At 71.8% G+C, this 20,459-nt stretch carries 22 protein-coding genes; 8 read left to right on the top strand and 14 right to left on the bottom strand.

Annotated elements, in window-relative coordinates:
- The first annotated feature begins 6 nt into the window (after positions 1–6).
- Positions 7–279, top strand: coding sequence for a DUF6295 family protein (locus ACFPLC_RS38350; RefSeq protein ID WP_191306301.1), 273 nt, complete (start codon positions 7–9; stop codon positions 277–279).
- A gap of 73 nt (positions 280–352) precedes the next feature.
- On the opposite strand, the gene ACFPLC_RS38355 is transcribed toward ACFPLC_RS38350, so the two are convergent.
- From ACFPLC_RS38355 to ACFPLC_RS38370, 4 genes are all read right to left on the bottom strand, one after another.
- A complete protein-coding gene (locus tag ACFPLC_RS38355; protein WP_378199405.1) occupies positions 353–787 on the bottom strand; it encodes a hypothetical protein in 435 nt (144 codons plus the stop codon).
- 108 nt (positions 788–895) lie between these two features.
- Positions 896–1,555, bottom strand: coding sequence for a response regulator (locus ACFPLC_RS38360; RefSeq protein WP_378199408.1), 660 nt, complete (start codon positions 1,553–1,555; stop codon positions 896–898).
- Positions 1,552–3,054, bottom strand: a complete 1,503-nt coding sequence (locus ACFPLC_RS38365) for a GAF domain-containing sensor histidine kinase (RefSeq protein WP_378199532.1) — start codon at positions 3,052–3,054, stop codon at positions 1,552–1,554. Before ACFPLC_RS38365 ends, ACFPLC_RS38360 begins: the two co-directional genes overlap by 4 nt.
- Positions 3,055–3,220: 166 nt before the next feature.
- On the bottom strand, positions 3,221–3,628 hold the full coding sequence (locus ACFPLC_RS38370; protein WP_378199411.1) for a pyridoxamine 5'-phosphate oxidase family protein: 408 nt from the start codon (positions 3,626–3,628) through the stop codon (positions 3,221–3,223).
- A gap of 20 nt (positions 3,629–3,648) precedes the next feature.
- Here ACFPLC_RS38370 and ACFPLC_RS38375 point away from each other — a divergent pair, with 20 nt between their 5' ends.
- Positions 3,649–3,816: a hypothetical protein gene (locus ACFPLC_RS38375; protein WP_378236073.1), complete on the top strand. Its 168-nt coding sequence runs from the start codon at positions 3,649–3,651 to the stop codon at positions 3,814–3,816.
- A 54-nt stretch (positions 3,817–3,870) separates the two neighbouring features.
- Positions 3,871–4,485 (top strand): sigma-70 family RNA polymerase sigma factor, encoded by a 615-nt coding sequence (locus tag ACFPLC_RS38380; protein WP_378199414.1) that lies wholly within the window; start codon positions 3,871–3,873, stop codon positions 4,483–4,485.
- Positions 4,486–4,510: 25 nt separating this feature from the next.
- On the opposite strand, the gene ACFPLC_RS38385 is transcribed toward ACFPLC_RS38380, so the two are convergent.
- Positions 4,511–4,900, bottom strand: coding sequence for a hypothetical protein (locus tag ACFPLC_RS38385; RefSeq protein ID WP_378199417.1), 390 nt, complete (start codon positions 4,898–4,900; stop codon positions 4,511–4,513).
- Positions 4,901–5,346: 446 nt separating this feature from the next.
- Here ACFPLC_RS38385 and ACFPLC_RS38390 point away from each other — a divergent pair, with 446 nt between their 5' ends.
- The 3 genes from ACFPLC_RS38390 (at position 5,347) to ACFPLC_RS38400 (ending at position 8,641) form a co-directional block, all read left to right on the top strand.
- Positions 5,347–6,777 carry a DUF1996 domain-containing protein gene (locus ACFPLC_RS38390; RefSeq protein ID WP_378199420.1) on the top strand — a complete coding sequence of 477 codons (1,431 nt, stop codon included), beginning with the start codon at positions 5,347–5,349 and terminating at the stop codon, positions 6,775–6,777.
- Positions 6,778–6,841: 64 nt separating this feature from the next.
- On the top strand, positions 6,842–7,192 hold the full coding sequence (locus tag ACFPLC_RS38395; protein WP_378199423.1) for an MmcQ/YjbR family DNA-binding protein: 351 nt from the start codon (positions 6,842–6,844) through the stop codon (positions 7,190–7,192).
- Positions 7,193–7,591: 399 nt separating this feature from the next.
- The gene (locus ACFPLC_RS38400; RefSeq protein WP_378199426.1) at positions 7,592–8,641 is read left to right on the top strand and encodes a DUF2235 domain-containing protein; all 1,050 of its coding nucleotides are present in this window, start codon (positions 7,592–7,594) and stop codon (positions 8,639–8,641) included.
- An 81-nt stretch (positions 8,642–8,722) separates the two neighbouring features.
- On the opposite strand, the gene ACFPLC_RS38405 is transcribed toward ACFPLC_RS38400, so the two are convergent.
- The 7 genes from ACFPLC_RS38405 to ACFPLC_RS38435 all read right to left on the bottom strand — a co-directional run bounded on the left by ACFPLC_RS38405 (position 8,723) and on the right by ACFPLC_RS38435 (position 17,106).
- Positions 8,723–9,481: a hypothetical protein gene (locus ACFPLC_RS38405; RefSeq protein ID WP_378199429.1), complete on the bottom strand. Its 759-nt coding sequence runs from the start codon at positions 9,479–9,481 to the stop codon at positions 8,723–8,725.
- Between the two features lie 111 nt (positions 9,482–9,592).
- The gene (locus ACFPLC_RS38410; protein WP_378199432.1) at positions 9,593–11,050 is read right to left on the bottom strand and encodes a glycoside hydrolase family 3 protein; all 1,458 of its coding nucleotides are present in this window, start codon (positions 11,048–11,050) and stop codon (positions 9,593–9,595) included.
- 5 nt (positions 11,051–11,055) lie between these two features.
- Positions 11,056–11,886, bottom strand: coding sequence for a carbohydrate ABC transporter permease (locus tag ACFPLC_RS38415; RefSeq protein WP_191309250.1), 831 nt, complete (start codon positions 11,884–11,886; stop codon positions 11,056–11,058).
- On the bottom strand, positions 11,883–12,869 hold the full coding sequence (locus tag ACFPLC_RS38420) for a carbohydrate ABC transporter permease (protein ID WP_378199436.1): 987 nt from the start codon (positions 12,867–12,869) through the stop codon (positions 11,883–11,885). The genes ACFPLC_RS38415 and ACFPLC_RS38420 overlap by 4 nt, the downstream gene beginning before the upstream one ends.
- Positions 12,866–14,167 carry a sugar ABC transporter substrate-binding protein gene (locus ACFPLC_RS38425; protein WP_378199439.1) on the bottom strand — a complete coding sequence of 434 codons (1,302 nt, stop codon included), beginning with the start codon at positions 14,165–14,167 and terminating at the stop codon, positions 12,866–12,868. The genes ACFPLC_RS38420 and ACFPLC_RS38425 overlap by 4 nt, the downstream gene beginning before the upstream one ends.
- Before the next feature lie 301 nt (positions 14,168–14,468).
- Positions 14,469–16,268 (bottom strand): sugar phosphate isomerase/epimerase and 4-hydroxyphenylpyruvate domain-containing protein, encoded by a 1,800-nt coding sequence (locus ACFPLC_RS38430; RefSeq protein WP_378236074.1) that lies wholly within the window; start codon positions 16,266–16,268, stop codon positions 14,469–14,471.
- Complete coding sequence (locus ACFPLC_RS38435) at positions 16,258–17,106, bottom strand: shikimate dehydrogenase (protein WP_378199445.1); 849 nt, start codon at positions 17,104–17,106, stop codon at positions 16,258–16,260. The genes ACFPLC_RS38430 and ACFPLC_RS38435 overlap by 11 nt, the downstream gene beginning before the upstream one ends.
- Before the next feature lie 114 nt (positions 17,107–17,220).
- Here ACFPLC_RS38435 and ACFPLC_RS38440 point away from each other — a divergent pair, with 114 nt between their 5' ends.
- Together ACFPLC_RS38440 and ACFPLC_RS38445 are read left to right on the top strand one after the other, a co-directional pair.
- On the top strand, positions 17,221–17,862 hold the full coding sequence (locus ACFPLC_RS38440; protein WP_378199448.1) for a TetR/AcrR family transcriptional regulator: 642 nt from the start codon (positions 17,221–17,223) through the stop codon (positions 17,860–17,862).
- A 118-nt stretch (positions 17,863–17,980) separates the two neighbouring features.
- The gene (locus ACFPLC_RS38445) at positions 17,981–19,294 is read left to right on the top strand and encodes an MFS transporter (protein ID WP_378199451.1); all 1,314 of its coding nucleotides are present in this window, start codon (positions 17,981–17,983) and stop codon (positions 19,292–19,294) included.
- Here ACFPLC_RS38445 and ACFPLC_RS38450 read toward each other — a convergent pair.
- The gene (locus tag ACFPLC_RS38450) at positions 19,291–19,662 is read right to left on the bottom strand and encodes a hypothetical protein (RefSeq protein ID WP_378199453.1); all 372 of its coding nucleotides are present in this window, start codon (positions 19,660–19,662) and stop codon (positions 19,291–19,293) included. The genes ACFPLC_RS38445 and ACFPLC_RS38450 overlap by 4 nt on opposite strands.
- A complete protein-coding gene (locus ACFPLC_RS38455; protein WP_378199456.1) occupies positions 19,663–20,430 on the bottom strand; it encodes an FHA domain-containing protein in 768 nt (255 codons plus the stop codon).
- Positions 20,431–20,459 lie beyond the last annotated feature (29 nt).

Genomic DNA, 20,459 nt, shown 5'->3' on the forward strand with positions numbered 1-20,459 from the left:
CCGCGCATGTGCACTTACCTGACGGAGAAGTTCGCGCTCGAAGGCAGCGGCAAGGGTGCCCGCGGCTGGTTCCGCCTGAACGAGGGGACCGTATACGTCGACCACCCGGTGCACGCGCCCTACGCGCACACGGTGAACATCGACTTCCGGAACCCGGCCCTGGGCGCTTCCGCGCGCGTCGCCCTGGAGCTGACCGAAGAGGACGCTCTCGCCCTGGCCGACGCGATCCACGCGGCCGTCAAGTCCGCGCCCGCCGGCCTGGCCTCCCGCAACCAGTAAGCCCTCGTGAGTGGTAAAGCGGGTTCTAACCGGGTTCTAACCCTGTTTCCCACTCACGAGCCGGAAGGCGAAGTCAGTCGTCCCGGCGGTGCCGGCCGCGGCGGGCGCCCGCGATCGTGCGCAGCCGGAGCGCCAGGTCGCCCCGGCGCTCCCGGCGGGCGTACTCCAGCAGCGCCTCCGCCTGGTCCCGCGGCAGCCAGCCGCGATCCGCGCCCGCCTCCAGCCGCAGCAGGTGGGTCACCAGCTCGCGCGACTCCTCGTCGTGCTCGCCCGCGAGTTCCGCGAACCGGCGGGCCGCTTCCACCTCGCCGTCGCACCACGCCGTCATCGCCAGCAGCGTCGCCGTGGCCGTCAGGATGTCGCCGCGGTGGACGCCTCCCTCCGCCGCCAGGTGCTCCGCCAGCTGGAAGCTGCGCGTGCCGACGCCGCCCGCCCCCTCGTGGCGCACCGCGTCCGCGAGCGCCTTGATCTGCCGCGTGACATAGTCCCCGCCCGACAACCCCGACATGTCGTCCCCTCTGTCGCGCACACACTTCGTGCGTCACCCGACAGGTGTACTCCATCGGCGGCTGGATACGTCGGATGCCCCACCGGTTTCGTCCGAACAGCCCGGAAATCAGCCCGATCGTCCCGGCCCGGCCCGCCGCTGGGACATGTACACCGCCGCCGAAGTGCGCCGCTCGACGCCGAGCTTGTGCAGCACCGACGACACGTAGTTCTTCACCGTCTTCTCGGCCAGGAACAGCCGCTCGGCGATCTGCCGGTTGGTCAGGCCCTCCGCCACCAGGTCCAGCACCCGCCGCTCCTGCGGGCTGAGCTGCTCGTACCGCGGATCGGGGGCCGCGACGTCCTCACCGCGCAGCTTGTTCATCACCGACGCGGTCAGCGTGGCGTCCAGCAGCGAGCCACCGGCGGCGACCGTGCGGACGGCCTCGATCAGCGACCGGCCGGACACCTGCTTGAGCATGTACCCGGCCGCGCCCGCCATGATCGCGCCGAACAGCGCCTCGTCGTCCGAATAGGACGTCAGCATCAGGCAGGCAGGCGGCGGGTCCACGGTGGACCGGATCTCCCGGCACACCCCCACGCCCTCCCCGTCGGGCAGCCGGACGTCGAGGACGGCCACGTCCGGGCGGGCCTGCGGGATCCGCACCAGCGCCTCGGCCGCCGTCCCCGCCTCGCCGACCACCTCGATGTCGGGTTCGGGCTCGAAGACGGTCTTCAGCCCGGTCCGCACCAGCTCGTGGTCGTCCAGCAGGAACACCGCGATCGTCATCGTCCACTCCCCTGCTCCGCGGGCATCGCCGGCAGCTCCGCCGTCCATTCCAGCCGCGACCCGCCGTCCTCGCCCGCCGCCAGCACGCAGTGGCCGCCCCACCGGGCCGCCCGCGAGGCGAGGTTGGCCAGGCCGCTGATGCGGTCCGCCTCGGGCGGCGGGCCGGCCCCGTCGTCGCGCACCACCAGCGTCAGCCGGCGGCCGAGCCGGTCCACGGTGACTTCGACCGACGACGATTTCGCGTCCGCGTGCCGGGCCACGTTCGTCAGCGCCTCGCGCAGCGACGCGATGAGGTCGGAGCGGACCGCGTCGGGCACCGCGGCGTCCAGCGGCCCGTCGAAGCCGACCCGCGGTTCGAAGCCCGGTGCGTCCCGGGCATCCACGGCCACCCGCAGCAGTTCCGCGCGGAGGCTGCCCTGGGCCTGCGCGGGCGCCTGGAGCGAGAAGATGCTGTTGCGGATCTCGCGGATCGTGCCGTCGAGGTCCTGGGCGAACCCGGCCACGCGCGCGGCGACCGCCTGGTCGGCGATCAGCCTGCTGACCCCCTCCAGCCCGAGCCCGGTCGCGAACAGCCGCTGGATGACCAGGTCGTGCAGGTCGCGGGCGATCCGGTCGCGGTCGGAGAACACCGCCAGCTGCTGGCGCGCTTCCTGGGCCCGGGAGAACTCGACGGCGAGCGCGGCGTGGCCGGCGAACGTCTCGGCCAGCTGGACGTCGGAGTCGGTGAACGGCGAGCGGTCGCGGAACTTCGCGACCACCAGCACCCCGAGGGTCTCCTCGCCGACGATCAGCGGCACCGAGATCGCCGAGTCCAGGTCCTTGACCATGGCCGGCATCGGCCCGTCGTAGTGGCGCTGCTGCTCCTGCACGTGCTCGCCGTAGTCGCGGACCACGACCGGGCGCCGGGTGGTGAACGCCATCCCGGTGGCGGTGCCTTCGGCCGGCACGGTCATTCCGGTGAGGCGGTCGGCGTCCTCGCCCGGCGGCTCGACGACGTCGAACACGAGCCGGCCGGGACCGTCGGGCCGGGCGATCGCGCCCGCGGTCCCGCCGGCGACGACACGGGCGCGTTCGGCGACCAGCCGCAGCGTGGCCCGCAGGTCCTGGGCCGAGAGCAGGGCGCGCGTGACGTCGTAGGACGCCTCCAGCCAGCGTTCGCGGCGGCGCATCTGGTCGACGAGCAGGGCCTTCTCGACGGCCATCCCGGTGGCCGCGGTGAGCGCGCCGAGCACTTCGCGTTCGCGGCGGCCGAACTCGCCGCCGTCGCCGGGCTCGACGCTGAGGGTGCCGAAGGTTTCCGTGCCCGCGCGGACTGGCAGCTCGACCGCGCCGGGGCCAAGCGCGCCCCGGCCGTACTCGGCGGTCCCGCCCTCGGCGAGGTGCAGCCGGCCGCGCCGGGCGCCGAGCAGCTCGCACGTGGCCGTCACCGCGCGGTCCAGCAGCGCGGGCAGCTCCAGCTCGCGGGCGATGCCGCCCACCGCCGCCAGGATCGCCGGCATGCTGATTTCGTCCGCCACTTCGCGTCGACCCCGCTGGTCCGCCGTGTCCCCGGGCCTGCCCCGGGGCCGTCAAGGGTCCCACAGGTCACTGCCCGTGCCGGCCCAATCCGGTTCGTCCATCCGGTGGGTCGATATCGGGAGCCACTCCGTTACGGCGATCGGGAGATCACTCCGCGTGGCACGCGATCCGGTGACCGCTGATGGTCTCCGCCGGGACACGCAGGAACCGGTGGCCGGCGACGGCGGGTGCCGGGCACGGGCAGGCGAGCGCGCCGAGGTCGACGGCACCGGACTCGGTCGCGCGGCCCAGCAGGCTGACGTACCAGCCGGCGCCGGAGTCGGCGGCGAACTCGTCGACCTCGAAGGCGACGACGGCGTCGCGCGCCCCCGCGTACAGGGGGCTTCCGGGCGGGACGGCGAACACCACGGCGTCGTCGACGACCGTGAAGCGCACCGGACGCACCGCCGGCATGGCCCGGTGGGTGTAGATCACCCGGCCGAGGCTCGCCGTCCGGAGCAAGGCGAGGCACTGCTGCCGGTCGAGCAGCAGCCCGAAGCCCACGTCGTCCACCATCGCGTCCCTGTGTTTCTCCTGTGAAATGCCCGGCCACCAGCGTGATCGCCGCCCCCGGCCCGCCGATAGGGCCGTTCGGCCCGGCCACCGCGACCGCGGCGCCCACGCACATCCGGGCGGTTCCGGCCAGGGCCGGAAGACCCGGTCCGCAACGGCCGCCCGGCCGGTGTGGCGGCCACGCGGAGTGACCTAGCGTCGTGACGGTCCGTTGCCGAGCCGCACGAAAGAGGGGGTGAGGGCCGATGCCGCCGCACTCCGCCGAGGGAGGCGCCACGCCCACGGCGACGTTCTCCCTCGACCCGGCGCTCGTCCGGTCGGCGGTGCAGGGCAACCGCGCCGCGGTGGCCGGGCTGCTGCGCGCGCTGCGGCCGATCGTCTTCCGCTACTGCCTCGGGCGGCTGCGCACGTGGCAGGACGGTTCGTCGGACGCCGAGGACTGCGCGCAGGACGTGCTGCTCGCGATCGTCGGCGCCCTGCCCGGGTACGGGCACTCACCCGACGGGTTCCTGCCGTTCGTCTTCGGCATCGCCGCGCACAAGGTGTCCGACTTCCACCGGCGCCGGGCCCGCGACCGCACCAGCCCGGTCGCCGAGCCCCCGGCCGGGCGGGCGGACGGCGTGGACCCGACGGGTGAGGAGGTCGAGCGCTCCGCCGCGCTCGACTGGTCCTCTGGGCTGCTCGACACGCTCCCGCCCCGCCAGCGCGAGATCCTGGTCCTGCGGATCATCCTCGGCATGACGGCGGAGGAGACGGCCGCGGCGGTCGGCCTCGGCAGTGCCGGCGCGGTCCGCGTCGCCCAGCACCGCGCTCTCGCGACCCTGCGACGCAGCCTGCTCTCGCACGACGAGGCGTCCTGAGCGCGCGTGCGACCATGCTCCGGTGTCACCGCTGCTGATCGTCGTGGGCGCCATGGAACTGGCGCGCCGCACGGGTTTCGCCTTCCTGCGGGTCGACACGATCGAGCAGGCGATCGTGCGCAGCACCGCACTGGGCCGTCCGCTGGGGCCGGTCGGTTACGTCGTCGCCCGGGAGGTCGCCGCCGATCTGCTCGCCGTCACCCGGGACACCTGGCGGGCCACCGGCATCGAAGCGGAGGTGCGGGTCCTGGAAACCGAGATCGTCTGCACCGACCCGGCCGAACACCGCCGTCGAGCAATACGAGCCGTGGAGCCGCGAGCGGCTGGTCGTCGACACCGCCGGGCGGCCGGTGGGCGACGCGGTGTCGCTCATCGTCTCGGCAATCGACGGTCCGCAGGCGTGAATGGGCGCCATTCCCCCATTTCACGGCAATTCCCGACAGCGTCCGCGCTGCGGGCATTCGACCGGTCTCACCCGGGGATACGGATGCCGGTTCACTTCGGTTCAAACTTTTTTCCGCGAGGCAGCCACCAGCTGACAAACCGCAGGTCAGGAGCCCCTTTCGCTACGCAGACGCGAACCCGGCCTGACGGGTTGTAACTGTCGAAAAGAACTTCTTGCCCGGTGTCAAACGCCCGTGTAGGTTCCATAACGGAACGATAACCAGCCGGTTGACGGCGCGGCCACGGGCAGGTGGGCGCGCATCCACTGATGTCGGGTCAGTGGACCAGCCGGGCGTCGTTCCTGCCGACCATCCCGCACGCACCCGCAAGAACCCCGCCTGATCGGGACGAGCCTGGGCTCGTCCCGGCTCAGTGTCGCGCGTTCCCGCCAGCCCGACACCCCGGAGGATTTTTCCCATGTCCCGCACCCAAGGACGGCATCGCCTTTCCCGCCGGACGAAGATCGCGACCGGCGGCCTCGCCCTCGCGATCGCGGTCGGTGGCATCGTCGTCGCGACGACCACCGGCCACACCGGTGAAGCCAGCGCCGACGAAGCGAACCCCGCGTTCTTCGTCGACATCCTGAAGGTGAAGCCGAACCAGTTCGACCCGCGCCCGGTCAGCGGCGCGGCGACGGGCACGTTCACCGTCGACTGCGGCCGCAACGAAAACCAGCACTTCAACCCGGACAACTTCATCGCCCAGCCCGGTGTCCGCAACGGTGCCCAGCACCTGCACGACTACGTCGGCAACCTGTCGACGAACGCCGACTCGAACAACAAGAGCCTCGTCAAGGCCGGGACGACCTGCCGCAACGGCGACAAGTCCGCCTACTTCTGGCCCGTGGTCCGCATCGACACCGGCGAAGAGGAGAAGAACGAGCCCGCCAAGAAGCCCGACGGCGACCGCGCCCAGTCCGATCGCGAGGCCAAGACCGCGCAGGTGGCCTGCCCGGACGTCGCCAGCAAGCTCACCGACATCCCGGACCAGGCGATGGCCGAAGTGGACGACAACCTGGACCAGCTCGACAACCAGGCCGACGAGGCCAACCAGCGCATCGCCGCGACGCAGGGCCAGGGCGGCCAGGACTTCGTGCGCAACGCGATCCTGAACCCGCTCAAGGATCGTCGCGCCGCGATCATCGAACGGATCCTCAACGCGATCGGCCGGTTCACGCAGAAGCCGGGCGACCTCGGCGGTCTCGCGCCGTGCTCGACGAAGCCGGGCAAGGACACCGGAACGCCGACGCCGCCCCCGAGCACCACGGCCGGCGGGGCGCTGCCCGGGCAGGACGAGAACAACGAGCTGCCCGGCAACGACGGCAAGATCCTGCGGCCGCAGCGCGTGCAGATCACCTTCCGCGGCAGCCCGGTCGGCAAGGTCGTGGCGATGCCGCGCTTCCTGCGCGTGCTCTACGGCGACGCGAAGGTCTCGACCAACGGGCCCGCCAACGCCAAGGCGAGCTGGACGTGCACCGGCTTCGAGAACCGCGTCACCGACAAGTACCCGATCTGCCCCGACGGCAGCAAGGTCAAGCGCGTCCACACATTCCCGAGCTGCTGGGACGGCAAGAACACCGACAGCGCCAACCACCGCACGCACATCGTGTTCCCGGACCGGTTCGGCCGGTGCGCCGACGGCTTCAAGGCCGTGCCGCAGCTGCAGATCTCGCTGACCTACGACATCCCGCACGACATCCAGGTCAAGAAGCAGTACAAAGTGGACGCTTTCCCGCAGGAGAAGCACAACCCCGCTTCCGACCACGACGACTTCGCCAACGTGATGTCGCAGCGCATCATGAACGGGCTGGTCAACTGCGTCAACCGCGGGCGGACCTGCCGGGCGTGAGCCGGGCGGAACCGGCGGCGCACCCGGGGATGGTGCGCCGCCGGTTCCGCGCGAGAATGGGCGGATGGTCACCGGTGACGAGGTCCGCGCGTTCGCTGCCACCCTGCCGCGTGCGTACGAAGCGGTGGTGCGCGACCGGATCAAGTTCCGGGTGGGACGGATCGTGTTCGTGGCCCTGTCGCCGGACGAAACCCTGATGGGCTTCGCCTTTCCCCGCGAGCAGCGGGAAGCGCTGATCGCGGCGGAGCCCGCCAAGTTCCTCCTGCCGGAGCCGTCCGACCTGCGCTTCTCCTGGATGCGGTGCCGCCTCGCCGCCCTCGAACCCGACGAGCTGCGCGAGCTGGTCGTGGAGGCGTGGCGGATGTGCGTGCCGAAAAAGGTCTGGACCGCGTACCTGGAGACCCACCCGCTCTGACCCACCTGGACCGTGAAGGCGCGCTCACCGTCGTGCTGGCGCCGGTGACGTTCACCGCCCTGTTCGGCGCCGGCCCGCGGCTGCCCTGGCTGGTCCTGGCCGCGTCCTGCATGCTGGTGGTGGTCGTCCTCGCGGGGGCTGAAGACGGTTCCGGAGTCGGCCGCGACCCGGGAGACCGCGGATGCCTGACTGGGCCGAACTCGGCGCCCTCACGCCGGGCCGCTCGGAACTGCTGGCGCTCGACCTTCGCGCGGGAGCGCGCGCCATTTCCCGGTAACGGGGAATCACCGGTCGGGCACCGATCCGGCAATCGGGAAACGTCACCGGATCGAGTATTCCTCCGGCGTAACGCGGCACCGGGCCCGGGCGACTCACGGACGTCCGGACCGGGGAGGAAGCATGGCGAAACGTCTGGTGATCTGCTGCGACGGGACCTGGAACAGCCTCCGCCAGCCCGCCCCGACCAACGTCGGCCAGCTCCAGAAGGTGGTCGCGCCCGCGGACCCGGCGGGCACGGAACAACGGGTGTACTACCACGAGGGCGTCGGCACGGGAAAGCTGTGGGACCGCCTCATTGGCGGAGCTTTCGGCGTGGGCCTCTCGGCGAACGTGCAGGACGCCTACCGCTTCGTCGCCGAAAACTACGAACCCGGCGACGAACTGTTCTTCTTCGGCTTCAGCCGCGGTGCCTACACCGCGCGCAGCACGGTCGGCCTGATCCGCAACTGCGGCGTCCTGCGCCCCGGCGAGCTCGGCCGGCTCGAGGAGGCCTACGAGCTCTACCGCGCCCGCGACCGGGCGACCTCCGGCCCGGAGAGCCCGCGGGCCCGGGAATTCCGCGCGAAGCACGCCCACGAAGACCGCACGCCCATCCGGTTCGTCGGCGTCTGGGACACCGTCGGCGCGCTGGGCATCCCGCTCAGCGGCGGCCGGCTGATCCACCTGCTGAACAAACGCTGGCAGTTCCACGACATGGAGCTGACGTCGATCGTGCAGGCGGCGTTCCAGGCGCTGGCGGTGGACGAGCACCGCAAGTCGTTCGTCCCGGCCGTGTGGAAGCCGGCGAAGGCCGCCAACGGCCAGGTGCGCGAACAGGTCTGGTTCGCCGGCGCCCATTCCGACGTCGGCGGCGGCTACCGGCAGCCGGCCCTGTCGAACCTCGCCCTGCGGTGGATGGCCGACCGCGCCGAGCAGTGCGGCCTCGCCTTCGCCGAGGACGCCTTCGGGTACTTGGCCGCCCGCGACGAACTCGGCGAGGCACACGATTCGCTCAATGCCTTCTTCCGGTGGTTCGGCTCGGCCAACCGCGTCATCGGCGGGGTGGACCCGGCGACGGAGTTCGCGGGATCGTGCGCGCTGTCCCGCAGTGAGCAGATGCGCCCGCCGTACCGGCCCGGGAACCTGCTGGCCTACCTGGCGGACCCGGCCCACCGGATCATGAAGGTCTGACTGTCCGAACCGGACTGGGCAGGCACGTGGACGAGCCCCTGTCCGGGGGAGGTGGACAGGGGCTCGTGCCCGATCGAGAGGTCAGTGGTTCACCTTGAACCACGGCTGCGCCCAGCCGAGGTAGGTCTGGCCCCACTTGCTCTTGATCTGCGCGATGGTCGTCTCGGTGTAGCTGCCGTAGCCGTTGATGTCGTTCGACAGGAACTTGCCGTCGCCGATCGAGATCATCGTGTGGCCGGCACCGCTGCTCTTGAAGAAGGCGAGGCCACCGGCCGGGACCTGGTAGTCACCGGCGTGCTTGAACGACGACGGGATCTGGGTCCAGTGGATGTAGGCCGTCTCCGAGCCCGACGCGGGCCAGCCGTAGTTCTGCGCGTTGATCCGGTCGCACCAGCCCTCGTAGGAGTCGAGGTCGCCCGTGTGGATGCGGGTCTTGGCGTAGGCCACCGCCTGCGCGCAGGTCTTCGGGTTTCCGGTGCCCGCGGTGGAGCAGGTCAGGGTCGAGCCCGCGCAGTCCGGGGCGACCCGGCCGTCGGAGCCGGTGTAGACGTAGGCGTCGCTGATGTAGCCGTCACCCACCTTGTCCCAGATGTCCGACGTGCCGTACTTGCCGTCCACGGTGGACCCGTTGGTCTGGCAGCTGATGGTCACCGCGGTGCCGTCGGCGAGGCTGCCGATCGAGCCCGCGGTGGCGCTCGGGCTGGACCGCACGGTCAGCGGCGCACCCGAATCGGTGTGCACGGTGCCCGATGCCGCGAACGCCGGGCCCGCCCCGGCGACCACGATCGCCGCGGCGATGCCGGCCACCCCGGCCAGCCGCTTCACGATCCCCATGTTCATTGTTCCGTCCTCCAGTTTTCGGTGTGGGAACAGCATGGGGACCGCCGGTACAAGCCGCGTACAAACCGCGGCCGAACTTCTGGAGAAGCGGCAAAGCGGACGAAACCGCGGTCAGGCCAGGTATTCGGCCGCCGCGCGCAGGCTGACCCAGGAGCCGCTGAACGTGTCGATCCGCGGGCCGGCGTCGCCGCCCGGGCCGGGCACGCCGGTCTCCACGCGGACGAAGTCCAGCCCGGACAGGGCGTCGAGCAGCGCGCGCACCTCCGGGTGCCGGTGTGCCTCCCGCGTCACCACGACGACGCTGCGGAACCCCCGGGCCGCGTCCAGCACCGTGTCGGCGTCGCCGGGGGTCACGGTGAGCGCCCGGGTGCCCGGCACGAGCTCGGCCAGGTGGGCGCCGAGGCCCCACGGCATCGGCCCGGCCGCGATGGTCGGCTCGGTCTGGACGTCGACGACGAGCGGCGGTCCGTCGAGCCGCGGCTCGCCCTGGACCCGCAGCGCCTTGCGGGCCGCCTCCAGGCCCAGCCGCCGGTCCACCGGGCCCACCGACGCCGGCGCCGGGTCGGTGCCCAGCGCCGCCGTCCGGGACGCCGCCTCCGCCAGCCGCTCCAGGGGCAGCTCCCCCGCCGCGACCGCGGCCACGATCGCGGTGACGCAGGCGTCCAGGTGCTCGGCCTCGAACGCCGCGCCGCCGAGGCACAGCGCGTCCGCCCCCGCGGCCAGGGCCCGCACGGCCGATCGGCCGAGGCCGTCGTGGCGCCCGTAGGCCCCGGACACCGCGCCCATCTCCAGTGCGTCGGTGATCACCGCGCCGGTGAAGCCGAGCTCGCCGCGCAGGACGTCGGTGAGCGCGGTCCGGTTGAGCGTGGCCGGCTCGTCGCCCCAGGCGCGGACGACCAGGTGGCCCGACATCACCGAGCGCACCCCGGCCCGGATCGCCGCGGCGAACGGGACCAGCTCGATCTCCCGCAGTTCCTCGACCGTGCGCGGCAGCACCGGCAGGGCCACGTGGGAGTCCTCGGTCGCCGCGCCGTGCCCCGGGAAGTGCTTGGCGCACGCCGCGACGCCGTACTTCTGCAGGCCGATGACGTACGCCGCGACGTGCGGCGACGCCTTCGCCGGGTCGGACCCGAACGCCCGGACGCCGATGATCGGGTCCTCGGCGGCCAGGGTCAGGTCCGCGCAGGGCGCGAGGTTCACCGTGACGCCGCAGGCCGCGAGCCGTTCGCCGAGCGCCGCGGCGACCGCCGTCGTCAGCTCCGGGTCGTCGGCCGCGCCGAGGGCGAGCGGGCCCGGCACGAACGACCCGGTGTTGACGTCGAGGCGGGTGACGTCGCCGCCCTCCTCGTCGATGCCGACGACCACCCCGGCACGCTCCCCGCGCAGCTGCGCGGTCAGCGCGGCGACCTGCTCGTCGTCGACGACGTTGCGGCCGAACAGCACCACCCCGCCGAGGCCGCCCTCGATCCGGCGCCGCAGCCAGTCCGGCGCGGTGGTCCCGGCGAACCCGGGCAGGAGGACGGCTTCGGCGAGCTTCTCGGGCGAGGACTGCGTCTCAGGCGTGGACAACGGGGCTACCCCTTCACGGCGCCGGCGGTCGTGCCGGACACCAGCTTGCGTTGCACGAGCAGGAAGAAGATCAGCGCCGGGACCGCGTAGATGACCGACGCGGCCATGACCCCGCCCCAGTCGGTGGCGAACGCGGTGCGGAACGACGCGAGCCACACCGGCAGGGTCTCCTTCGGCTTGTCCCGGATGAAGACCAGCGCGAACAGGTACTCGTTCCAGGCGGTGATGAAGCTGAACACCGACGTGGTGACCAGGCCCGGGCCGAGCAGCGGCAGGGTGACCCGCCGGAAGGCGCCGGTCTGGCTGCAGCCGTCGATCATCGCGGCCTCTTCCAGCTCGTACGGGATCCCGTTGACGAAGCCGTAGAGCATCCACACCGTGAACGGCAGCGTGGTGGCGAAGTAGATCAGCAGCAGCGACGGCAGCGTGTTGAGCAGCCCGGCGTCCTTCATCAGCAGGAACAGCGGGATGAACAGCGCCGACACCGGCGCCAGCTGCGCCACCATGACCAGGACCAGGAACCCCTTGCGGCCGGTGAACCGCAGCCGCGACAGCGGGATCGCCGCGAGGGTCCCGGCGACCAGCGCGCACAGCACCGACCCGACCGTGACGATCAGGCTGTTCATCAGGTAGGTCGGGAAGTTGTCCTTGCCCAGCGCGGTGGCGAAGTTGCCGAAGGAGAACGACGTCGGGATCAGGTCGTACTTCGGCGACAGGATCTCGCCGGGCGTGCGCAGGGAGGTGACGAACATCCAGTACGTCGGGAAGAGGATCAGCAGCGCCACGACCACGCCGACGACCGAGAGCGCGATCCGCTGCGGCAGCGACTTCCTCACTTGAGATCACCTTCCGGGGTCCGGACCAGCAGCTGGATGTACCGGCCGGTGATGAGGGCGAGCACGATCAGCATCAGCGTGGCGATCGCGCCCGCCGCGCCGAAGTGGTTGCCCGCGATGCCCTTGAGGTACAGCACGACGGCCAGCGTGGTGCTCCCGCCGTCCGGGCCGCCCTCCCGGATCGCCCAGATCTGCGCGAAGGCGTTGAAGTCCCACAGCACCGACAGGAACGTGACCATGGTGGTGATCGGCCGGATGGCGGGCCAGGTGACCGCGCGGAAGGTCTGCCACGCGCTGGCGCCGTCGATGCCGGCGGCCTCGTACTGCTCCCGCGGGACGCCGATGATGCCCGCGTACAGCGAGAACGTCACGAACGGCACGGCCTGCCAGACGATGAGCAGCCCGATCACGGTCAGCGTGCTCGCGCCGCTGGAGAACCACGAGAACCCGATGAAACCGTGGAAGCCGAGCCGGTCGAGCGTCTTGTTGAGGATGCCGTACTGCTCGTCGAAGATCCACTGGAACACCGTGGTCGTGGCGATCACCGGCGTGGCCCACGCGAGCACCAGCGTCACCTGCACCATGATCCGCACGACCGGGTCGAGGTGGCGCATGAGCACCGCCAGCAGCAGGCCGCCGAGGATGGTGGCGGCCACGATGGCGGCGGTGAAGACCAGGGTCCGGACGGTGATCGTCCAGAACTCCGGGTCGGAGAGGGTGTTCGTGTAGTTGTCGAACCCGATCCAGACCATCTTGCCGGAGACGAGCTGGCCGATGTCGAGCTTGCGGAAGCTGATCGCGAGCACCTGGACCAGCGGCCAGGCGAGCAGCACCAGGATGGCCGCCAACGCGGGGAGCAGGAGCAGGTACGGGAGCACCCGGTCGCCGAACCGGCCCCGCCTGCGTCGCTTGACCCCCGGGTCGCGCGGCGATGCCGGCGGGGTCGCCCCCGCCGGCATCGTCACATTCGCGGTCGCGGTCATCCGCCGATGAGCTTGTTCAGCGCTGCGTTGGCGTCGGCGGTCGCCTGGTCGAGCGTCTTCTTGCCGGTCAGGTACGCGGTCAGCATGTCCTTGACCGGGTTCTGGCCGGACTCCACGTCACCCCACTTGGGGCTGGCCGGCACGGCCTTGCCGTTGGCCGAAGCCTTGGCCATCACGCTGCCCAGCGGGTCCTTGTCCAGCCCGGTGAGGTCGGTCGACGTGCCGGGCACGACGCCCGCCGCGGCGAGCTGGCTCTGGTACTTCGGGCTGGAGAGGAGCTTGACGTACTCCTTGGCCGCGGCCACGTTCTTGCTGTTGGCCGGGATCGCCAGGTTCGAGCCGCCGAGGAAGACCGGGGCGCTCTGGCCTGCGGTCTTGCCCGGGATCGCGAAGGCGGCGGTCTTGTCGGTCAGGCTCGGGTCGGTCTTCGCCGCGGTCGCCAGCTCCCACGGGAGGCCGATCATCATGGCCACCTTGCCGGCGCCGTAGACGGTCGCCTGCTGCGGCTTGGCCTCGTCGGCGTCCTTCGGCGCCTTGGTGCCGGAGGTGTCGACGAGCTTCTTGTAGAACTCCAGGCCGGCCTTGGCTTCGGAGGTGTCCAGGGTCGCCTTGTAGTTCTTGCCGTCCGCCTTAGCGATGTCACCGCCGTTGTCCCAGATGAACGACAGCAGCGCGTACCAGTTCTGGCCCGGCATGTAGAGCGCCTGGAAGTCGGGGTCGGAGCCGAACTTGGTCTTCAGCTTGCCGATCGCGTCGATCCACTCGTCGTTCGACGCCGGCGGCTTCGCGATGCCGGCCTGCTCGAACATGTCCTTGCGGTAGATGACCTCGCGGTTGGCCGCGTAGAACGGGACGCCGTAGACCTTGCCGTCGTAGGTGCCCGAGTCGGCGAGGCCCTTGAGCCACTGCGCACCGTTGAAGCTGTCCTTCTCGGCGGTCAGGTCCGTCAGGACGCCGTCCTGCGAGGCGAACGCGGCGGTCTGCGTGTTGCCGATCTCGATGACGTCCGGCGGCGCGCCGCTGGCCAGCGCGGTGGTCAGCTTCTGCTGGATGCCGTCCCACTGCTGGACTTCGTACTTGACCTTGACCCCGGGGTGCGCGGCCTCGAACTCCTTGTGCAGCGCGTCGGTCAGGGTGGCCGGCGCGGAGCCGGTCATCAGCCAGACCGTGACGGTCCCGCTCAGCGGCGCGTTGCCGCTCGACGAGGCCGCGGTGTCCGAGCCGCCGGAGCCCGCGCAGCCCGCGGTCGCGAGCGTGAGTGCGGCGGCGCCCGCCGCCAGCTTGAGCCAGCGTTTCACTCGATGCCGTCCTTTCCATGCCCGGCCACCGCGGCCAGGCGCCCCAAATGGTGTAGACCAATGTTGGGGTTAGAGTGGTACGTACCACAGGCCCTGTCAAGGCGGTTGCCGGAACGTTGTAAACGCATGCGAGGAGTAGCCGACCGGTTACGCGCGACCCGGGAGCCGTGCCAGAAGTCGTCCGGATAGGAAGGTGTCCCGGACGTTTTTCACCGGTGGGGCACCGGAATTCCGCTCGCCCAGGCCGGTGGCCGACGACGAAAACCGCCCCGGGAAAGACTTCCCGGGGCGGTGGTGGCGATCAGGCCGGCGTTTTCACCGGCGGCGCCGCGTGTCTCCGTGCGCGGTGGGCGGCCATCCGCACCGGCGCGTTCGCCACGCCGAACCCGCGGTACCCGCCGATCCGCTGCACCACCTCGAAGAACACCCGCGCCCCGGCCAGCGCGGTGTAGAAGTGCAGGAACTCGCCGTGGGCGTCCCGGTCGTAGAGCAGCGAATGCTCCCGCAGCATGGCCAGGCGCGCGGGCGGCAGGTCCAGCCGGGCGGCCAGGTCGTCGTAGTAGTTGCCCGGGATGTCCAGCAGCGGCGCGCCCGCCGCCCGCATCGCCGCGGCCGCGGACGGCGCGTCCGCGCAGGCGAACGCCACGTGCTGCGGCTCGGGGACCGCCGGCGCCCACTCACCGCGGCGGACCACGGCGGCCTCCAGCGTCAGCCGGACCTCCCCCGCCGCGACCGAACGGCTGCGCACCAGCCCGAACGGCGCCGCGAACTCCGTCACCGGCGACGGGGCCAGCCCAAACACCGAGCGGTAGAACAGCGCCGCCTCCTCGAAGTGGTCGAACGGCTGCGTGAGGGCCACGTGATCGATTCCGAAAACCCCGGCGCCGCGGGCCGTTTCCCCGGTCGGCACGAAGTCGTCGCGCCAGTCGTCGCCGCAGAGGAACACCTGGGTCCCGTCCGGCGCCGCGATCGACGCCAGGTCGGCCTCGCGCGGCCCCCGCACCCGGGGCAGGACCGGCGCGCGCAGCGCCTCCGCGCGGGCGGCCGAGCGCACCGGGTCGGTGCTGGCCAGCGCGACCGCGCCGACGGCACCGTGCGCCGCGCCGCCTTCGTTGACCACCACCCGGGCGTCGCCCTGCTCCCACAGCTCGACCGGCTTGGTCCGGTGCACGCCGGTGCGCGCGAATCCCAGTGAAGCCAGCACCCGGCCCGCGCCGGGATCGGTCACGACCTCGGCGAACGCGTGCCCGGTCAGCGACGGCGCGGCCGGCAGCTCGAGCACGCCCAGGGATTCCTTCAGCGCGAGCAGGGACCGCAGGGCGTCGACCGCGGCCGGGCGCGGGTCGGCCTGGCGGAACACGTCGTTGAAAACTTCCAGGGACAGCGGTCCGCGGTAGCCCGCGGCGAGCACGTGCCCGGTGAACGCGGTCAGGTCGAAGTCGCCCTGGCCGGGGAAGAGCCGGTGGTGCCGGCTCCACGGCAGCACGTCCATCGGCAGCTTCGGCGCGTCGGCGAGCTGCAGGAAGAAGATCTTCTCGCCGGGGATCGCGCGGATCGGGGCCGGGTCGTGGCCCTTCGACAGGATGTGGAAGCTGTCGAGGCAGACCCCGAGCGCGGGGTGCGCGGCCCGGCGGACGATGCGCCAGGCGTGCTCGTAGCCGCTGACGTGCCGGCCCCAGGCCAGTGCTTCGTAGGCGACCCGCATCCCGCGGGTCGCGGCCAGCTCCGCCAGTGCGTGCAGTTGTTCCGCGGCCAGTTCGTCGTCGTCGATCGCCTCGGGCGCGACCGAGGAGCAGACCAGCATGGTGTCCGCGCCGAGCTCGGCCATGACGTCGAATTTGCGCGCCGCGCGGCGCAGGTTGGCCGCGTGCAGCTGCGGCGGGACGGCTTCGAAGTCGCGGAACGGCTGGTAGAGGTCGATGGACAGGCCGAGGTCGGCGCAGCGGCGGCGGATTTCGGCCGGGCTCGACGGGGAGACGACCAGGTCGTTCTCGAACAGTTCGACCCCGTCGAACCCGGCCGCGGCGGCTGCGGCGAGCTTGTCTTCCAGGGTGCCGGACAGGCAGACGGTGGCGATGGCGGTGCGCGGTTCAGGCAGCACGGGCGGCCTCCCCTTCCAGGCTGTCGAAGTGCCGCAGCATCCGCGCCGGGTCAGGCTCGGCGCCGGTGAACAACCGGAACGATTCGGCCGCCTGCAGCACGACCATGCCGCCGCCGTGCAGCACCCGGCAGCCACGGGCGCGGGCGGCGGCCAGCAGCGGCGTTTCCAGGGGGCGGTAGACGATGTCGGCCACCCACAAGTCTTCGTGCAGGAGCTCGGCCGGGACCGGCGAACCGGGATGGGCGGCCATCCCGGTCGGGGTGGCGTGCACGAGGCCGTCGGCGCGGGCGAGCGCGGTCGGGTCGCCGGTTCGCGCGCGGCCTTCGCCGAACCTGTGCTCCAGCGCCCCGGCCAGCCGGGCGCTCCGGCGGTCGTCGACGTCGTGGACGGTGAGCCGCCCGGTGCCCAGCGAGAGGAGTGCGTGGGCGACCGCCGCACCCGCTCCCCCGGCGCCGAGCAGCACGACGTCGTCCAGCGGGACGTCCGGCAGGCCGCGGGTGAGGCTGCGGGCGAACCCGGTCGCGTCGGTGTTGTGGCCGATGGCGCGGTTCTCGCGGAAGACGACGGTGTTGACCGCGCCGAGCGCTTCGGCTTCCGGCGACAGTTCGTCGAGGTGCGGCAGGACGGCCTGCTTGGCCGGGTGGGTGACGTTGAGGCCGTCGAACCCGGCGAGCCGGGCGGCGGCGAGGACGTCGGCGACCGGGCGGCGCAGCACGTCGAGGTCCAGCCGGCGGTAGAGGTAGCGGAGGCCGAGCTCGTCGGCCTCGCGTTCGTGCAGGGCCGGGCTGGCGGACGGCCCGATGCCCGTGCCGACGAGCCCGATCAGGTAGCTGGTCACGCGGTGCCCTCCATCGCTAATGTACGAACTAGTACGTTCACGTTAGCGCGGCGACAGCTCCCGCGGAAGCCCTGGGCTAAAGTGGGGCCGTTCACCTGCAGCGGAGGGAGCCCGGTGGCCGCACCATCGTCGGAAGCCGAGCGCCAGCGCGACAAGGACCGGACGCGCGCCGACATCCTCGCGGTGGCCACGCGCGAGTTCGCGGACAAGGGCTACACCGGCGCCCGGGTCGACGAGATCGCCGCCCGCACCAGCACCACCAAGCGGATGATCTACTACTACTTCGGCGGCAAGGAACAGCTCTACATCGCCGTGCTGGAGCAGGCGTATTCCGCGCTCCGGGCCTCGGAACGGCAGCTCGACGTCGAGCACCTCGAACCGGAGGACGCGCTGCGGCAGCTGGCCGCGCTGACCTTCGACCACCACGAGGCGAACCCGGACTTCATTCGGCTGGTCAGCATCGAGAACATCCACCACGCGGAACACCTCTCGCAGTCGGAGATCCTGGCCGGACTGGCCGACCCGGCCCTCGGCGGGATCGCCCGGATCCTCGAGCGGGGCCGGAAGGCCGGCCTGTTCCGGGAGGACGTCGACGCGCTCGACGTCCACATGGTCATCAGCTCGTTCTGCGTGTTCCGGCTGGCGAACCGGCACACGTTCAAGGCGATCTTCGGCCGCGACATGCTCGACCCGGCCCGCCGCGAGCACTACCGCTCGATGCTCGGCGACCTGGTGATCGACTACCTGACCGCCTGAAATCCCGCTCTTGACACCCGGGGTCCGGTCTCGCACTCTCTATTAACTAACTAGACCGTACATTGCTTCCCCGCCGAACTCTGCGCACCGAAGCACAGACGTCAGGAGAAGAGTTCCCGTGACCGGATCGATGCCCCGCAAGGCGGCGCTGGCCGCCTGGATCGGCAGCGCGCTCGAGTACTACGACTTCTTCATCTACGGCACCGCCGCCGCGCTCGTGTTCGGCAAGGTGTTCTTCCCCGCCTCCTCCCCCGCCACCGGTACCCTGCTGGCCCTGGCCACCTTCGGCGTCGGCTACCTCGCCCGGCCGGTCGGCGCGTTCGTCCTCGGCCACGTCGGCGACCGGTTCGGCCGCAAGCGGGTGCTCGTCTTCACCTTGCTGCTCATGGGTTTCGCGACGTTCTGCGTCGGCTGCTTGCCGACGTACGGGAGCGTCGGCGTCCTCGCCCCGGTTCTGCTGGTCGTGCTCCGCCTGCTGCAGGGACTTTCCGCGGCCGGCGAGCAGGCCGGCGCGAACTCGATGTCGCTGGAGCACGCCCCGGAGCACCGGCGCGCCTACTTCACCAGCTTCACCCTGAGCGGCACGCAGGCCGGGCAGATCCTGGCCACCGCGATCTTCCTGCCGGTCGCCGCGCTGCCGCAGGAAGACCTGCTCACCTGGGGCTGGCGGCTGCCGTTCTGGGGCAGCGCGCTCGTGGTGGTCGTCGGCTTCGTGATCCGGCGCAAGCTCGACGAGACGCCGGTGTTCGAACGCACCGAGGTCGCGAAACTGCCGGTCGCCGTCCTGTTCCGGCAGCACTGGGCGGACGTCCTGCGCGTGATCGTCGCGGCGACGATCGCCTCGGTGAGCACGATCTTCACCGTCTACGCGCTGAGCTACGCGGTCAACACGATCGGCCTGTCCCGCACCCCGATGCTCTGGGTGGGCGTGCTGGCGAACATCGTCGCGCTGGCGGCCATCCCGCTGCTGGCCGGGCTCGCCGACCGCGTCGGCCGCAAACCGGTGTTCATCACCGGCTGCCTGGCCTGCGGCGTGCTGATCTTCCCGTACCTGTGGTCGATCTCGATCGGCTCGTACGCGCTGTTGTTCGTGCTCGGCATCGCGCTGTTCGGCGTGGCGTACTCCGGGATCAACGGCGTCTGGCCGGCGCTCTACGGTGAGATGTTCAGCGCCCGGGTCCGCCTGTCCGGCATGGCGATCGGCACCCAGATCGGCTTCGCGGTGGCGGGCTTCGCCCCCAGCGTCGTGGCGGCGATCGGCTCCGGCAAGCAGGACTGGCTCGGCGTCGCGATCTTCACCGCGGCGGTGTGTGTGGTGGCGGCCCTGGCCGCGGCGACGGCCCGGGAGACCCACCGGGTGCCGACCGCGCAACTGGGCGGCGCGGCACCCGCGGTACCGTCCACTGTGGTCGCGTCCGCTGTGGACGGTTAGAACGGAACGCCGACCGCGGCCGCGAGCGCGCGCACCGCGGTCCACAGCCCGGCGCCGGCGGTCGCGAGGCCGCCGGCGTCCCGGAGCAGGTCCCGGGCCCGGCGCACCTTCGCGCCCACGCCGCCTCCGCCGCGCACGACGTCCCGGTCGACCTCGTCGAGGGCGTCGTGCACGGCGTCCTTCGTGGCCGGCGGCAGCCGGGCCGTGTCGAGTTCCGCGCGGACCGCCCGCACCAGCGAGGCGACCTGCCGCGCGTCGAAGCCGCGGTGGATCTCCTGGTGCCCGCCGTAGTTGTTGTTGATGTCGCCGTGGACGGCGTTGTTGACCGTCCCCGCCCTGACCTCGCCGTGGAAGTGGACGCCGTCCATCTAGCGCCTCCCGCTCCGGCGGCGCCGCTCGCGCGCCGCCTTGGCCATCACCAGCCCGATCGACGACACCACGCCACCCAGCGCGACCAGCGCGAAGCCGATCGCGCCCAAGGGCACCCCGCCGAAGACGTCCGGACCGAGCGGCGAGGGCGGCGCGGCGAACGAACCCGCCGACATCTCGCCCGCGGTCGCCTTCATGAACCGGAAGATCCCCGACGCGAACAGGCCGAAACCGGTCAAGCTCATGAGCACCCCGAGGACCATGATCGGCCGGCCGAGCCCCTTCCCGGTCGCCATCAGGGAGAGCGCTTCGCCTTGCGGAGTGGTGAACTCGTACCGGTGGTGCTGCCGGTTGTCGTAGTTGTTGTTGACGTCGCGCCCGGCGTTGTTGATCGTCCCGGCGGACACGTCCCCGAACGAGACGCCGCCGGACGACGAACGCTGCCAGGTCCTGGTGTGCGCCGCGCCGGGGCCGCCGTCGGAGTACACCGCGGCGACCGGACCGAACTCGAGCCGGTCGCCGTTGCGCAGCGGGTGGTCCTGCCTCGGCGCCAGCCGCTGCCCGTTGACCCACGTGCCGTTGCGCGACCCGGCGTCGGCCACCCACGTCCCGCGCGCGTCCTGGCGGATCCAGGCGTGTCGCATCGACACCTGGTCCGACGGCAGCCGCAGGTCCGCGTCGGGTCCGCGCCCCACCAGCCACGAGCCGCGGCGCACCGCCAGGCGCGCCCCGGTTCCGCCGAGCGTTTCGATCCTCGCCTCGCCCACCGGCCCTCCTCACGCCGCACGGCTCCCTT

This window comes from Amycolatopsis plumensis (assembly GCF_042652605.1).
Lineage (GTDB): Bacteria > Actinomycetota > Actinomycetes > Mycobacteriales > Pseudonocardiaceae > Amycolatopsis > Amycolatopsis plumensis.

Coding starts and splice junctions, on each gene's coding strand:
- ACFPLC_RS38350 (WP_191306301.1), top strand. CDS start 7: ATGTGCACTTACCTGACGGAGAAGTTCGCGCTCGAAGGCAGCGGCAAG.
- ACFPLC_RS38355 (WP_378199405.1), bottom strand. CDS start 787: ATGTCGGGGTTGTCGGGCGGGGACTATGTCACGCGGCAGATCAAGGCG.
- ACFPLC_RS38360 (WP_378199408.1), bottom strand. CDS start 1,555: ATGACGATCGCGGTGTTCCTGCTGGACGACCACGAGCTGGTGCGGACC.
- ACFPLC_RS38365 (WP_378199532.1), bottom strand. CDS start 3,054: ATGCCGGCGATCCTGGCGGCGGTGGGCGGCATCGCCCGCGAGCTGGAG.
- ACFPLC_RS38370 (WP_378199411.1), bottom strand. CDS start 3,628: ATGGTGGACGACGTGGGCTTCGGGCTGCTGCTCGACCGGCAGCAGTGC.
- ACFPLC_RS38380 (WP_378199414.1), top strand. CDS start 3,871: ATGCCGCCGCACTCCGCCGAGGGAGGCGCCACGCCCACGGCGACGTTC.
- ACFPLC_RS38385 (WP_378199417.1), bottom strand. CDS start 4,900: ATGGCGCCCATTCACGCCTGCGGACCGTCGATTGCCGAGACGATGAGC.
- ACFPLC_RS38390 (WP_378199420.1), top strand. CDS start 5,347: ATGTCCCGCACCCAAGGACGGCATCGCCTTTCCCGCCGGACGAAGATC.
- ACFPLC_RS38395 (WP_378199423.1), top strand. CDS start 6,842: ATGGTCACCGGTGACGAGGTCCGCGCGTTCGCTGCCACCCTGCCGCGT.
- ACFPLC_RS38400 (WP_378199426.1), top strand. CDS start 7,592: ATGGCGAAACGTCTGGTGATCTGCTGCGACGGGACCTGGAACAGCCTC.
- ACFPLC_RS38405 (WP_378199429.1), bottom strand. CDS start 9,481: ATGAACATGGGGATCGTGAAGCGGCTGGCCGGGGTGGCCGGCATCGCC.
- ACFPLC_RS38420 (WP_378199436.1), bottom strand. CDS start 12,869: ATGACCGCGACCGCGAATGTGACGATGCCGGCGGGGGCGACCCCGCCG.
- ACFPLC_RS38450 (WP_378199453.1), bottom strand. CDS start 19,662: ATGGACGGCGTCCACTTCCACGGCGAGGTCAGGGCGGGGACGGTCAAC.